Raw genomic sequence first — 12,708 nt, 5'->3', positions numbered from 1 at the left:
CCTTTATTTTTGACCAACACTCCGATAAGGAGAGTAGTTTCCAATTTCTAGGGATCCCCCCGAAGGGGGAACTATTTAGGTTTTTCCGAAACTTCTGGTTATGCAAGTTTCCAATTTCTAGGGATCCCCCCGAAGGGGGAACAAGGGCTCGGCAAAGTTAACACATGACCAAGTTGAACGTTTCCAATTTCTAGGGATCCCCCCGAAGGGGGAACAAACCGTAAGCTCCGCAGAGCAAAAGCTCTCGCTAAACAGAGTTTCCAATTTCTAGGGATCCCCCCGAAGGGGGAACCTGTTGTTGATGTTATAAACGGCGTAGAAATTTACGCCAGTTTCCAATTTCTAGGGATCCCCCCGAAGGGGGAACAACCGGTGTTCACCATCATTGTCCGTGATGATTTCACGTTTCCAATTTCTAGGGATCCCCCCGAAGGGGGAACTGCAGCAGCAAATCGAGGCGCTGCGACGACAGAACGAGAGTTTCCAATTTCTAGGGATCCCCCCGAAGGGGGAACGCAGTGGTTTTGGGCCGGTTGCTGCGCAGTTTTGTGGGATCGTTTCCAATTTCTAGGGATCCCCCCGAAGGGGGAACTCTACCCCTATTAAACCCAAGCAGGGCAAGGAATGCAAGACCCATTTGCGAGGGGGTCGGTCGAAGAGGGCAAAAAAGAGCTTGGGAGAGGGGGGTGAGAGGCCTGAAAGCCTTGTGGCGCAAGGCATCGAGCGGGTCAACGAAAGAATCGGCCTTTGCGGGTTTTGGCGAGGCGCTCGCGAAAGCGTTGATACCGTTTTTGTGTGCTTTTGAGAACATCAAGTACTGAAGTGGGTGGAGAGTTGCTTGAGCTAGACAACGATCGAGTGGGGGGGTGCAGTTAAGGGGGGCCCACCCCAGATTTCCACTTGGTCAAGGGCGTGGCTGGTGAGGGGATAGAAGCGGACGCTGTCCTCATCGGGCTTGACCCTTTTCCGGAGCCGTAGCTTGAGCTCCTCGAACTTGTCCTTGTCGAGGACACACTCGAACACGCTGTATTGCACGCGCTTGCCGTAGCCTTCTAGCAGGTCGGCAATTTTCTTGCGGCGCTTATCACAAGGGGTGTCGTAGGTAACGACATAAAGAAACATCAGCGAATCCGGTAAGGCTGATACAGGTCTTGAGGATTATAGACAGAATGCTTAAATTTCTTAACCTGCTGCGTCAGCAAATCCCAGCGGGGTTGATCCCCATCGGGGGTTTGGATGGATCCCTCCATTCTCTGGAGAAAAGCTTTGAGATACTTCTTTCTGCCAGCATCGCTGAGAAAACAGCCCCCATCTCGATACTCGAAGTCTTCTTGGATATCCATAACACCGCTGTTGACCAGCCACAGTACCAGTGAGTCCACAATAGGCGCTCGGAACTCTTCCAGCAAATCGGAAACCAAAGCAGCGTGGCGTTCGCTGCTGGCATGTAGGCAACCTTGATAGGGATCCAAATCTTGCAGCTCAATTAAGGTTAATAGGTGGTTCCAGAGCACCATGTAGCCAAAGCTGAGCATGGCATTCACTGGATTGGTGGGCGGCTGTCGGGTGCGCTTGATCAAAACAAATCCTTTTTGTTGTAAGCAATTGCCCAATTCGGGAAAATACAAAGCTGCGCCGATCCCTTCAATGCCTCGCAATTGATCCAGCGAAGTAGCCTGCAGAGCTTGAGCGGCCAAGTGTTCCAGGCTGCGCAGGGTTAGATCCCTGGTTTCGCTGGGGCGCTGCCTAAGTTGTCGCATCAACAGCACGCGGCCATTGAGGAGCTTAGCTCGCACTATTTGGGCTGCTGTTTGCAGTCTCCATGCTTCAGGGAGCGCCTGTTGCCAATGGGCCAGGCGGCGGTAGCCCCTTTCAATGGGAATGAGGCGACCGTAGCAATAGCCGAGCCGGGAGAGGTAGGCAATGGGGATATTGCGCTTCAAGCACTCCCTCACAACATCGGTAGTCACCTGAGAGCGGCCAAAGATTAAAATTTGCTCCAGCAAGGGCAGAGGCATCTCTTGCAAGAGCGACTCGCCCAAATGAACCAGCACAAACTCTTGCCTGAGGCTTAGCCTGCACCCTTGCTGGGAAACATACAAGGTTCGCATTATTGATCATCTCGACGCAGACTCTCTGAGCCTCGCCTTGGCTCTATGGAAGTGCTGGTCTTGGATTGGCGCTCTTCTGGCAAAACCTCCACGTCAATTTCAGGGCTTGACAAAAGATCCATGACCATCTCTGTTAAGCTTCCAGAAAAGAAGCTGGCAATGGCAACCAAAATAGTGTTGGTAATCACGGCTGCCAGGCCCAAGGGAGCAATGAGCAAAATGGCCAGTGTAATCGAGCCATTGATTACGGCTGTAACAAGGTTTCTGAGAACTTTGGCATTGATCTTCTTTTTGGGCATTTTGTTTCTCCAAAAATTCTTCGAGATTTCTTCTATCTCAAGGGCCAGATTACTTGAAAATCATCAGCATCTTTCTTGAGCTCCTCAAGATACTTTTTCCTAGGATCTGCCGTTGCCCCAAAAACGGTAACCACTTGGTAATCACCCAAATCGGCAATCCAAACCGGAGAGGGCAGAGCACCTCCCTGTACACCCCCGCACAAGAATTTGTCGTACCGGCCTTCATCTTGTCGGCCTAAGCGATGCAAAGTTGCCAGGGCATAGGGTTTGTTGAAATCTTCCTCGCCGCTGCAGACTACGATCCTGCAGTTGGCATCCACCGCTTGCGGCCATTTATCCCTCTGAACCTGGCCAGCACTTCTTGGGCTATCGGGGTTAATGGCCTGCTTGGTTAGAGTCTTGAGAGCGTCAAAGAAGTTGCCCAGGCGCTTTTGGAAAAGCTTCTGAAACCCGGCCACCGACTCCGCCAGCTTCCAAAAGGCATCCTCCGACCTGGGAATTAGGGTAGAGCCGCGCCACCAGGGAGCCCGCTCCCGGTTCTGGCGGGAGTAGCAGGGTCTTCTAGCTCCTTGACCCACACCTCCCAGATGGAACATCATCCAGGTGAGGTTAGTAAAGAGCCTTTTCACCGCCTCCTGCTCTGCTTGGGAAGCGTAATTTTGGCACTCGCTAGAAAAACTCAAGACAAGGATCCCTTCCTGTTGGCCTGCGGCTTCTCCTCGCTGATTGGGCTCCAGCCGAGAGACTTTGCCGTTCAGCAAATCCACATGGATCCAGCCGTGTTTTTGCTGGGGAGTGATGGCCCCAAAAAGTTGCCCCTCCCATTCCTGCACCTGCTTCACGGGCAAAACACCCAGGGCAAAGGTTCGAAACCAGTAGCGCAGCATGTTCTTAAAGGCTACCGGTCGGACTTCGGCAATTGATTTGTTGTCATACCGGTTCTTATCAGGTTTCCAGTTGACCACTTGCCGCCCGTGGATCAACTGACCCTCCAGCTCAAAAGGCAGCCGCAAGAATTCTCCCTTGTATTGAGATAGAGTTTTGCCAGTTTGAATCAGCCGACCGTAGCCGGTATTGACTTGGGATCCCACTCCTTGCTCCAGCCCGCGGATGAGCCATTCTTTCACTTGGGCCAACATCTCGTCGGTGCAGCCTGGGCCTTTGCGGATCCCGATTAAAAACGTGGCCTGTTTGAGAGAGAAAAAGACATTGGGATTTGCTTTATATTCCAAGCTGTTGCCATTCCATCTCCAAACGTTATTGGCAATATCAACAGCCAAGCCTCCCGACCTGGAGTTATCAGGATCCCCTTGTCTTTGGGGACGGGTTGGCACGGGGTAGGCATCTAAAAAGATCACCTTGCCAGCACTATCTTTGTCCTCAGCTTCTAGATGCCCAAGCCAGGGTGCCACTGCTTTATCTGCCTCCTCCCAAGACAGATTGTGCTTCTGCATCAACTCTCGAATGGCCTGGGATCGGGCTACGCCGCGCAGGGTGGAGCTGGGAATGTAAGGGATCCCTAAGGGATCGAAAGCGGGGAGCAACATGCTCTCTGGACCCTTGGCCCCACCGACTCGAATTCGCCAGGGACAAGTAACCTGAAAGGTGTCGCTGGCAATGCGTTGGGTGCGCTCATTCAAAACTTTCAGGCGGGCTCCAAGGTTGATCGTTGTTTCCACTTGGTGCGCCAGCTCCGCTTTGGTGCCGTCTTTAGAAGCATCAAGCGGCGCTCGCATCCAGCGCAGATATTCAATAAAGCCAGCGGTGGGATCCGGCCTGGGCGTGGGATCCAAGGGGTGACCCAGCCAAGGCGAGGGCGGAGGATTGTTGCCTCCTCCACCGCGCGGCTGGTTTCCCCCTCCATTGCCTCCTCTAGGAGAATTAGGGCCCCGATTTTCCTGAGGCGGCCGGCGGCTGGGATCCCCTGGCCTGGGGGGACGAGGAAGCGGCTGAGGAGCGTTGCCAGGACGAGTAGGGCGATTGCCAGTCATGGGATCTTCTCCAAAAGTGGGAAACAGCGTTAGGAATTGCCAAGGGTTTGCCGAAATTTGCGCAACATAGCGCTGGTGCCAATTTCTAGGGCGCGTCGAATGAGTTGAGGTACAAGATTGGGGATGTCGAAGTCTGGAAAAAGCCAGCTGCAGCTTGATTCTACGTAGTCTTCTCCCTGCAGAATAAAGATCCGCAAACTTCGCTCACCCAAGATCCAAACTTCCGGCACGCCGATGGCTCTATAGGCCTCGATAAAAGTTCGGGAAGTAACGTCGGACTCGATGGCCAGATCAGGTGGGGGCAACTGATCGACATCGATCCTGCCCTCGCAACCTCGCACCAACTCCAGGTGATTGACATAGAAGCAGGTGTCGGGCTCCACGCCAGCTCTGCCTGGCTTTTTGAGGGTTGTTGAGCCAAAGTCTTCCCAATCTCTCCCCTGAGCATCTAAGAGAGCCTTTACAATGTCACTGGCAATGCGATGAAGGCGCTCGTGTTTGGATAAAGGAGACATGATCTCAAAAGTGCCATCGTAGTAGGCAATGCGAGTGTGGCGATCTTCGCCCAGCTCCTCCAGAATGCTCTCGCAGTCTTGCCAGGTAAGAGAATGAATAACCACTCGGCTGCCTTCTTGCAGGGAAATCGCTTGCAGGGGGATCGCGACGCCCATTACTCTCCTCCTTTAATGTCGTGGTAGATGGCCATAGCCCAAAAGCCGAATTCCTGAGCCAAAGCCAGACCTAGCCCTGTTAAACCTAGATACTCTTCAACTCCCAATTGCATAAGACGATCCAGGCCGTTGGAGTTAGCAATTCCCTTTTGGCCAGAGATCTCTTCTAGGCAATCAAAAAACTCCTTGACTACTTGTTTTTTCCCTTCCTGGTTGAGGGCATCTTCTTCTGCCTTAAGGCGCAGCAGGCCCCAGGTGGAAAGGTAGGTGTAGAGCTCCACAGTCTGGTTTTTCTGCTCCTTAAGCTTTTCTTGGTCTCTGGTTTGAGCCCTTAACTGGCGAAGGGATTCGTAAACGGGCTTGGCCAACGTGCGGGGATCAAAAGTTTCCATAAAGCCTCCTCAACTAGTTCCAAGACAACTCGACAAAGCCCCGGCCTAGGCTCTCTTGGCCGCCAATTTGTAGAAGTTGGTTCTTCTGGAGAAGCTTCTGAAATTGCTCCACTGCTTCTTGGGAACTGCCGTTGGCCTGGGCTGTTACCCCCCAGGTAAAGTACATCAGGCTATCGGGGGGGATGGCCTCTTCGTAGCGAAAGCCGCCTTCTACAACTTTGTGCTCGCTGAGCTTAACTTTTACCTGCCGCCACAGGCTCATTTGAATAAGGGTGGCACAGTGCTGATCCGGCAAGACAAGGACGCGGCTGATGCTGGAAGATTTGACAAAGCTTTGCCAGTTTTCCCACTTTTTCAGGCCATTTTTTAGGATGGCATCCTTAAGGTAGATGGGTCGGTTTGTCTCCAAGTTGGTGCTATAGGGATCCGGCGCATCCAACTTTTGACCACTTAGCCGCAGCCAGCGCTTGAGCAAGAGGGGGCAGCTAATCCAGACTACCCCGTGGCTGAGGGAAGCCACCGGCACCCACAAGAGGGATCCATCCCCAATCCAAATGGAGCCTTGGGTAAGCTGATCCCCTTCCCCAATTTCGTTGCCAAAGAGCTCGAACTTTAACTCTTTCTCGGCCACGCTGGCCCGCAATTTGCCGCGGATGGTGCTGGAAGGAATGTAGGGCAAGTTGGTGTGGGCTTCGCGGGCAATGCCCAAGAGGTTGCCTTCTTGGGTGGTGCCGCCGGTGTGCAGGGGGGTTAACAGGGTGAGATAAACCAGGTGAAAGCTCATAGAAAAACACTCCTTATCCGTCAAAACAGGACTTCAAAAGTTGACCCAAGGCAGCCAGAGCAACTCGCTGTAGCCCAACAGCCGCCAGCGGTGGAAGACGTTGAGCCGGCCATCTTCCAGCTCCGGCTCGTCCTGGGCAAGGGGAGCCGGCTGCTCCAGGTAGTAGACGCTGCCGGGCGGGGCGGCAAAGACTTGCGGAGCCGGTAGGCTGGTCTTGCGCGGCTCTGTTAGGGAGTCCACCCGCAGGCGACCGCTGATGGGAACTGGCTTGCCGGTGGCCACGCTCACCAGAGGACCGGTGAGGGAGTGGGCAGGATGGGGGGTGACCAAGCGCCATTCCCAAGGCCAGGCGCGGCAGAGGGAGCGCCCATCCACCTTTTTGATGAACACCCCAGGCGTGACGAGGTAGGCCAGGGATCGCTGGCCTTGCCGGAAGGTCTGCCGGGAGAGCTCCTGCAGCGCTTGCCATTGCTCGCCCAGCTTTGGACAGGGGCTTAAGAGGGCGCCGTGGCCTTCTCCTCCCAGCCGCACCACCACTTCTTGCTTCAGAGGCAAGGGATCCCAAGTTTCGCGATCGGGATCCCAGCACTCGATGGAAAGGGCCAGGCTCCAGCCGGGCTGCAGGCGGATGCAGGTCTCCACAAAGTAGCCCTCGGCCTCCCGCACCTGGCGTTTGCCTGCCTGCAGGGTGTTGTGGGGCCGCACTTCCGCCACCCAGGGGGACTTTACTGCCTGCTCCAGATCCCAGCCCTTGCCCTGCAGTGCAGTTTGCACCGCCTGAAAGGGCAGGTAGCCGGCGGCCTTTTGCTTGGAGCTTGGCCGTTCCTCCTCCGGAGCTGCTGCCACCAAAGGGGCGGGCCGGGTGGGATCCCAACGGTAGCCGTCATAGGAATGGCCCTCTTCCAGCCAGGGGATGGGCACCAGCGGGGATCCCTGGTAGAGGTGCAGAGGGCCGGGGAAGTAAAGCTGCTCATCCCAGCAAAGGAAAGGGCCGCATAGGCGCAGGGTTGCCGGCTGGCCCAGGTGAGCCAGAATGGCGCCGGCCAAGGTGTGGCCGCTGGGGGGAAAGCCGCTATTGGCCCAGGCCCGCTCCCCCGGCGCAAAGGGCTTGGCATCGCGAAACATCCACACATCCAAAGGCGAGAGCACAAACCAACTCATCGCGCATTTCTCCCCAATTCCACGGTGCGGTTGCGCAGCACAAAGGCCGCCAGCTTGAACCAGTTTTTGATGGCCAGATCCCACGCCGCCGGCTGGGCGGGCAGGCTGTGCTGCCAGAAGTGCTGAATAAACTCGACCAGCTTGGCCTGGAAGCGATCCTTCTGCTCACTTTCGCCGCGAAAGAGATCCCGGCGGCTGCAGAACAAGCGGGCCCAATCGGGCACTGCTTCCAAGGTGGGGGCTGGGTGCTGCTCCCAGAGCTGGGCGGCGTGTTCAAATAGGGAGCTTTGATCCTGCTTTTGGCCCAACAGCTTCCAGTCAAAATCCAGCAGGTCTTTCCACTTGTCGAAGGTGTCGAACTTGCAGGTGCTCACCAGTTGGTTGCCGTTGGCAAACAGTACCCGCACCTGGGCGCTGTCTTTGGAGCTGCCCTGGGCATAGGCCTGCTCTTTGGCGCCTTGTTCTGCCTCCCAGAGATTCTCCAGGGCAATGGCCAGGGGCACCGAGTGGTGGGCAATCACCACGCCAAAGCTAATACTGGCCAGGGATCCCAGAGTAAAAAGAGGGCGACGGCTGAGGCCAGCCGGCAACTGCGCCTTTTGCCACTGCCAGTAGTCCCCTTCGTTGGCAAACTCGCGCCAGTCGTCTTCGCCGCCGCGGAAACATTGGCGGATGTCCCAGAGCCAACTATCCCACTCCCAGAGGTTGGTGTAGGCCAAAACGTCGTCTCCGCCGGCGTAGATAAGCCTGCCGGCATAGCGCTGCTCGGTGAGGTAGGGCACCAACTGGCCGGAAAAATCCAACAGAGCCCGGCTGAGGGCGCTGTGGGTGGCCGGGCCCATGCGCTTGCGGCTGGCTTTAACAAACTCGCTGAAGGCGTCCTTGACTTGCTTGAGCTCTTCAGAGTCGAGGACGCGGCCAATAGCGTCCCTCTGGCCATCCGCTAGGCGCTGCAGCGGCTGGGGCAGGTAGTCGTAGTAGGGCTTCATCTTCCCCCCGCTCAGCCACTGGCCCATGTCGTCGCCATCGCCCGCGGCCACCACGTACCAACTGGCGGGGTTGATGCTGGGGTAGTAGCGGCTGAGGGTGGCTTCTATCTCCTGGCGGCAGCGCTTCTGGGTTGCCTCGTCTGCTTCCAGGTCCTCCACCAGCCAGCCGGCGTTGAGCAGGCGGGGGTGGTAGCGCAGGTTTTGCTGGTCGGCCCACGGGATCCCCCACTTGCCGCGCATTTCTCGGATGACCTCCCGCATGCCGGGGTGAATGGCCTCAACGGCGCGGCAGGCCTGCTCGAAGTGCTCCAGCTCGCGTCGCCCGTGGGTTTTCAGGTAGCCGGCCACGCCAGCGGTGAGATCTGGGTAGGAAGCGGCGATCTTGTCTTTATCAAGGTTGGGGAAGAGCTCCGGCAACACCTTGTCTAGGGCCCGCTTAACCGTTTCGGTGGCGTTGAGCTGCTCGCGGCCATCGAAAAGCCCTGCCTGGCGCTGCCAAAGCCGCCGGCTCTCCCCTTCGCCAATCCAGCGATCCCCGGGGGAAGGGTGAACCACCGGCCCTAGGCCAGAGACGGTGCTGCGCGGCCCAAAGGCCACCGGCAACTGCCAATCGCGGGCCTGTTTGCAGGCAGCCTGCAGCCGGCGCGTCGCCTCCACTGCCGCTGCCCACCAGGAGCCTACGTTTAGCCCTGGCTTGTGCTGGCGGTGCTGCTGCCTTTCGGGATCCCAGAAGCTGATCCGCAGGAACTTCAGCTCCGGATCGGCAAAAAGCTGCCGCTCTCCTTTGAGGTGGTAGGTGCGGTTTTGGGTGCTGACCCAGGGATCCCGCTCAATGGACTCCTGGGACCTGAGGATGGCGGTGTCTTTGAGCCTTTGCTGGGGGGATCCCAGGGGCGCCGCCGCCCAGTAGATCTGCCACTGGTGCTCCAGCCATCCCTTCCAGGTGGGATCCTCCGGGCGCAACTGCACCAGCCAGCGGCGCTCCAGTTGCAGGTGCTCCAGCGCTCTTTCCGCCAGGTGGCGCCATTCTTCTTTGAGGGTCTGCTGGGCAAACTGCATGGCCGCCTGCAGCCGCTCTTCGGGCAACAGCAAGAGGATCACGTTGGGGAAGCCGGCGGTGAGCAGAGTGTTGGCAGAAGGCTGCGGGATCCACTCGGCAAAGGGGGGGTACTTCTCCAGCAGCCAAGCGTCGATCAAAGGCTGGCCGTAGAGGCTGGGGTAGAGCAGGCAGTCGGGGCCGTATTTCTCCGCCAGGCGCCAGCAAAGCCGCGCCGAGAGGTAGTGCAACAGCCAGGATCCGGCCCAAAAGTCCCGCATCTTGCGGCTGGCTTTGATCAGCTCCTGGATGGGGTTGAAGGTCAAGCTGGCCAAAAAGGGCCGCGTGAACTTGGGCTCGTCGTAGCCGGCCAAACAGCCCGCCAGAGCGGCCACGACGCTAGTGTGGCTCCACAGGGATCCATCGGGCAGCCGCGTTTCTGCCGGCAAAAGCAGGAGGCTTTCATCGCCAAACTCCCGCGCCAGCGCCTGGGGAAAACAGCGCCAGAACCACCAGAACACCTTCTGGATATCCTCCTGTTCTTGCCAAATCCAGTCGGGAACTACCCTTGCTTCCTGCGCCAGCAAGTACTCGGCGCGGGAGCGGGCCTGCTGCAGGGCCCGGTGCTCCTCTTCGGGCAGTTGCCAAAAGCGCTTGCGCCCGGAAAGCAGATGGCTCATCTCTAAGCCCGGCCCCAGGCTCTGGCCGCGATCCGCTAGCTGGTAGTCGATGGCAACGGGCAGGTGGCCAATGGCGGCCCGATCGCTGGCGGAGGCGACCAGATCCGCATCTCCCACCTGTGCCAGAGGGGATCCCTCTGCCTTGGGCGAGATCCACCCCTGCATCGCTGCTAGGTTTGGCCACAGCCCTTCCTTAGCGCGGCCAGAGGCGTCGTGGAGGGCTTTGAGGGCAGGATCATGCAGCAGGCCCCAGAGCTTTGCTTGCCAGTAGTGATAAGCCATGGTGTTCTCGCAGCAGGAAGGGGACGTTTAGAACAACAAAGACAAGAACCCGGCAGCCGTCTGGTGTCGAGGTTACAGAGGCTACAAAACACCATCCGTCGATCCCCCTTGCTTCGTAGATTTCTTCAGCTTTTTTTCTGGTCGTCTGGGAGGATCAAGCTTGAGCTTGGCCAACTTTTTAACTAGGCTTGAAAAGCGGGAACGAAGCTGCCAATGTCTTGGGTTTACCAAGAAGCGGAGGGATCCTTTTCTAGCCGAGTCAATTCGGGAAACAGCGCCTCCAAGCTGGGCAGCAGATCCTGCAGCACAAAGCTCTCCAGAACTTCGCTGCGTAGAGATTTGGGTTTCATCTGCACATGGGCCACGTCGTTGCGGTATTCGCTCAGCCGAGACCAGAGCTTAGCTAGCTGCTGCACATCTGGGACATGGGCGGCAATGGGAGGCAGGGACTGAAGCTGCTCTTGGTGTTGGATAAGGGATCCAGTCGCAGGGAGATCTCCCAAGAGCTGCTCTTCCCGCGGGATGAGGGATCCCAACTGGTGTTCAATTCCCTGCCGCGCTTCTCGTTCGAGGTAGTTTTGGATCCCCTCACAGAGGCAAAGGGCAGAAACCACCCACTCGCGAGCCAAGAGAAGGGCTTGGGTGGTGAAGCGCTTTTCCACATACCAGCGCAGCAGTTGAAAGTGCTTTTGAACTTGAGCGCGGGGATCCTCCTTCTGGTCTGCCGGCAGCGCCAGTTGGCTGTAGCTATTTTGAATGCTTTGCAGCAGCAGGCCGAAGGGCTTGGCAAATTGGCCCACCTCTTCTGCCAACTCCTGGGTAGAGTGTCTTTGTAACTTGCGCAAGTCCTCCTGCAGGCTGACCGGCCTCACCAGCTCCAGAGAACGGGAGATGTCGCGGATGGCTTGTCCAAAGCTCTGCAGCCGGGTGGGCCTGGGATCCCCTTTGCCGGGCCTTTGCTGTCGGTAGAAGTCCCGTTGAACGGTGTCCAAAAGCTGGCCCAGCTCTACTGCCGAGCCGGTGCTGATGAACTTGTCGCTGGCCGTCAGCCAGTCCAGAAGCCGAATGGCCGGCGTGAGATCGATGATGGGGGTTTCTGCCTGGCCATGGCGGTAGAGGCCGTAGTAGAGCCCCTGGATCTCGACATTTTTGGCCTTGCGCAAAAGGGCGGCTCCCAAGAGCACCAGCAGCGGGATGGAGCGAAAGGCGTGGGTGATATCAAAAAGCAGCCGGCTGTTGGGCTCGATGCCATCGACCAGCACGTCGAAAATCTCCCAGGTCTCCGCTTCCGTTTTGCCCTCAGGAATGGCTTTGGCCACCTTCTCCACCTGGGGTGGCAAGGACTCCTGCAAGCGGCCCCAGTGCTTGGCGCGGGCCTCCTCCGTCAGCAGGAGGATGATTCTATCAATTTCAAAGAGCTGGCAGAGGGCCTTGGCGACGTAGCAGGTTTTGTCTGCCCTTTGCTCCCCAAAGAAATACGTCGTCTCGGTGTAGTCGCCAGTGCCCAGGGTGGTCAAAAGGGTTTTAGCCATAGGGATCCTCCAGGTGGGTCTGCAACGCATCAAAGCACAACCGCTGGCAAGCTACCGCAACCTGGAAGCCCCCCCTTCCCAAAAACAAGAGGCCTTTTCCCGCGCAGTGAAGGCGAAAAACCCAAAGTTAGCCTAGAACTAGAAAGCAGTTGGCCTCTAGAACGAGAGGGATCCTGGCATGCTATCGACCGAAGAGCTGTCGATTGCTCATCCAAAACTTACTCCCGAACAGTTTCTCGCCTTGCCAGAGGAAGATACTACCTATGAGCTGGTCAATGGACAAGCTGTTCCCAAAGATTTGCCGATGTCTCCTCAGAGATTTCATGCCTCTTTGCAGAAGCGGCTGCTTTTCATTCTGGATGCCTGGTGTCAAGGCAAGGGGGATCTGTACACAGAGCTGGCAGTTGTTTTGCAAAGGCAGGATCAAGATTGGCTTCCTGTTCCCGATTTGCTCTATGTTTCCTTTGAACGCTGGCCAGCGCAGCTTGAGGAAGACGGCCCTTGTCCCGTCGCTCCCGAACTGGTAGTGGAGATTCTTTCTCCCGGCCAGAGTTTTGGGGCTGTACTTCAAAAAGCAGCGGACTATCTGGAAGCTGGGATCCCTCGCGTTTGGGTTGTGGATCCCCAAGCCAAGAGCATCACCGTTTTCTACCCCGATGCCCCGCCGCGGACTTTTACGGGATCCCAAGCCATCCAAGATGAGTTTCTGCCCGGCTTGAAGGTTGTCCCCCAGGATGTGTTTGCCCAGGCTCGGATCCCTTAGTTGTTTTAGCTATCTGA

At 57.1% G+C, this 12,708-nt stretch carries 11 protein-coding genes and 1 CRISPR repeat array; of the genes, 1 reads left to right on the top strand and 10 read right to left on the bottom strand.

Translation table 11 applies throughout. The features are described 5' to 3' along the window. Positions 1–36: 36 nt before the first annotated feature. A CRISPR array of direct repeats spans positions 37–592; the repeat unit is 36 nt; unit sequence GTTTCCAATTTCTAGGGATCCCCCCGAAGGGGGAAC. Between the two features lie 251 nt (positions 593–843). From cas2 to csx2, 10 genes are all read right to left on the bottom strand, one after another. Then, positions 844–1,122, bottom strand: coding sequence for a CRISPR-associated endonuclease Cas2 (cas2, locus tag SYN65AY6A5_RS12565; RefSeq protein ID WP_011431332.1), 279 nt, complete (start codon positions 1,120–1,122; stop codon positions 844–846). Next, positions 1,122–2,111, bottom strand: coding sequence for a CRISPR-associated endonuclease Cas1 (gene cas1, locus SYN65AY6A5_RS12560; protein WP_099812782.1), 990 nt, complete (start codon positions 2,109–2,111; stop codon positions 1,122–1,124). The genes cas2 and cas1 overlap by 1 nt, the downstream gene beginning before the upstream one ends. Continuing rightward, positions 2,111–2,410: a CRISPR-associated protein Csx18 gene (csx18, locus tag SYN65AY6A5_RS12555; protein WP_099812781.1), complete on the bottom strand. Its 300-nt coding sequence runs from the start codon at positions 2,408–2,410 to the stop codon at positions 2,111–2,113. Before csx18 ends, cas1 begins: the two co-directional genes overlap by 1 nt. A gap of 32 nt (positions 2,411–2,442) precedes the next feature. Then, positions 2,443–4,401: an RAMP superfamily CRISPR-associated protein gene (locus SYN65AY6A5_RS12550; protein ID WP_099884685.1), complete on the bottom strand. Its 1,959-nt coding sequence runs from the start codon at positions 4,399–4,401 to the stop codon at positions 2,443–2,445. Positions 4,402–4,430: 29 nt separating this feature from the next. Continuing rightward, positions 4,431–5,072: a Uma2 family endonuclease gene (locus tag SYN65AY6A5_RS12545; RefSeq protein ID WP_099812779.1), complete on the bottom strand. Its 642-nt coding sequence runs from the start codon at positions 5,070–5,072 to the stop codon at positions 4,431–4,433. Then, positions 5,072–5,464, bottom strand: a complete 393-nt coding sequence (locus SYN65AY6A5_RS12540) for a hypothetical protein (RefSeq protein ID WP_099884683.1) — start codon at positions 5,462–5,464, stop codon at positions 5,072–5,074. The genes SYN65AY6A5_RS12545 and SYN65AY6A5_RS12540 overlap by 1 nt, the downstream gene beginning before the upstream one ends. Before the next feature lie 13 nt (positions 5,465–5,477). Next, complete coding sequence (gene cmr4 / locus SYN65AY6A5_RS12535; RefSeq protein WP_099884681.1) at positions 5,478–6,248, bottom strand: type III-B CRISPR module RAMP protein Cmr4; 771 nt, start codon at positions 6,246–6,248, stop codon at positions 5,478–5,480. Positions 6,249–6,281: 33 nt separating this feature from the next. Next, entirely contained in the window at positions 6,282–7,409 is a 1,128-nt protein-coding gene (locus SYN65AY6A5_RS12530; RefSeq protein WP_099884679.1) for a type III-B CRISPR module-associated protein Cmr3, read from the bottom strand. After that, on the bottom strand, positions 7,406–10,396 hold the full coding sequence (gene cas10 / locus SYN65AY6A5_RS12525; RefSeq protein ID WP_099884677.1) for a type III-B CRISPR-associated protein Cas10/Cmr2: 2,991 nt from the start codon (positions 10,394–10,396) through the stop codon (positions 7,406–7,408). Before cas10 ends, SYN65AY6A5_RS12530 begins: the two co-directional genes overlap by 4 nt. Before the next feature lie 224 nt (positions 10,397–10,620). Further along, positions 10,621–11,928, bottom strand: coding sequence for a TIGR02221 family CRISPR-associated protein (gene csx2 / locus SYN65AY6A5_RS12520; RefSeq protein ID WP_099884675.1), 1,308 nt, complete (start codon positions 11,926–11,928; stop codon positions 10,621–10,623). 178 nt (positions 11,929–12,106) lie between these two features. On the opposite strand from csx2, the gene SYN65AY6A5_RS12515 reads away from it, so the two are divergent. After that, complete coding sequence (locus SYN65AY6A5_RS12515) at positions 12,107–12,691, top strand: Uma2 family endonuclease (RefSeq protein ID WP_099812773.1); 585 nt, start codon at positions 12,107–12,109, stop codon at positions 12,689–12,691. Positions 12,692–12,708: the final 17 nt, after the last annotated feature.

This window comes from Synechococcus sp. 65AY6A5 (genome assembly GCF_002760415.1).
Classification (GTDB): domain Bacteria; phylum Cyanobacteriota; class Cyanobacteriia; order Thermostichales; family Thermostichaceae; genus Thermostichus.
This window is presented reverse-complemented; position numbering and strand designations above follow the sequence as displayed.

Bases quoted from the DNA above. Each gene is read 5' to 3' on its own strand.
- cas2 (WP_011431332.1), bottom strand. From the start codon at position 1,122: ATGTTTCTTTATGTCGTTACCTACGACACCCCTTGTGATAAGCGCCGC.
- cas1 (WP_099812782.1), bottom strand. From the start codon at position 2,111: ATGCGAACCTTGTATGTTTCCCAGCAAGGGTGCAGGCTAAGCCTCAGG.
- csx18 (WP_099812781.1), bottom strand. From the start codon at position 2,410: ATGCCCAAAAAGAAGATCAATGCCAAAGTTCTCAGAAACCTTGTTACA.
- SYN65AY6A5_RS12550 (WP_099884685.1), bottom strand. From the start codon at position 4,401: ATGACTGGCAATCGCCCTACTCGTCCTGGCAACGCTCCTCAGCCGCTT.
- SYN65AY6A5_RS12545 (WP_099812779.1), bottom strand. From the start codon at position 5,072: ATGGGCGTCGCGATCCCCCTGCAAGCGATTTCCCTGCAAGAAGGCAGC.
- SYN65AY6A5_RS12540 (WP_099884683.1), bottom strand. From the start codon at position 5,464: ATGGAAACTTTTGATCCCCGCACGTTGGCCAAGCCCGTTTACGAATCC.
- cmr4 (WP_099884681.1), bottom strand. From the start codon at position 6,248: ATGAGCTTTCACCTGGTTTATCTCACCCTGTTAACCCCCCTGCACACC.
- SYN65AY6A5_RS12530 (WP_099884679.1), bottom strand. From the start codon at position 7,409: ATGAGTTGGTTTGTGCTCTCGCCTTTGGATGTGTGGATGTTTCGCGAT.
- cas10 (WP_099884677.1), bottom strand. From the start codon at position 10,396: ATGGCTTATCACTACTGGCAAGCAAAGCTCTGGGGCCTGCTGCATGAT.
- csx2 (WP_099884675.1), bottom strand. From the start codon at position 11,928: ATGGCTAAAACCCTTTTGACCACCCTGGGCACTGGCGACTACACCGAG.
- SYN65AY6A5_RS12515 (WP_099812773.1), top strand. From the start codon at position 12,107: ATGCTATCGACCGAAGAGCTGTCGATTGCTCATCCAAAACTTACTCCC.